The organism is Dyadobacter sp. OTU695 (genome assembly GCF_038440355.1).
Classification (GTDB): domain Bacteria; phylum Bacteroidota; class Bacteroidia; order Cytophagales; family Spirosomataceae; genus Dyadobacter.
The window spans coordinates 1-416 of sequence record NZ_JASATN010000089.1 but is presented as its reverse complement, the minus strand read 5'-3'; the positions used below and the strand labels follow the sequence as shown (position 1 = coordinate 416).

1 protein-coding gene is annotated in these 416 nt (G+C 43.3%); it reads right to left on the bottom strand.

Features of this window, described 5'->3' with window-relative positions; translation table 11 throughout:
- Positions 1-416, bottom strand: a 416-nt coding sequence (locus AAHB90_RS32565) for an IS110 family transposase (RefSeq protein ID WP_342089503.1), incomplete at both ends; no start/stop codon positions are given.

The window sequence follows — 416 nt, the reverse complement described above, 5'->3', positions numbered from 1 at the left end:
GCTTGTATAGATTTAATCAAACCCTGGTTCATTTTAGCCAGCTGCTTTTCAAGACCGATCGTGTTCATCAGCTTGTAGTCAGATTGCTGTCCGAGCAATTGCCTTTTCATTTTGATCCTGCCGTTACGCTCTGTTAATAACACTTTCATTTTCTGAATGTTAGTTGAGCTCGGTTTCCAAACGGCGCATTCATCCTGATTCTTTTGGATAAATTTGCAGATCCGCTCCGCATCCACTTTATCATTTTTGCCCCTGACCAATCCCAAGCTCTTTTTCAGGTGTAAAGCTGAGACTACATACACTTCAAAACCGTATTTAGGCAGGGCTTCATACAGTTGCCAGTTATAGCGTCCTGTGTTCTCCATCGCCACAATAACCGGTTGGTTGGCCAGCTTTTTAAAGAAGCTATGGATCGC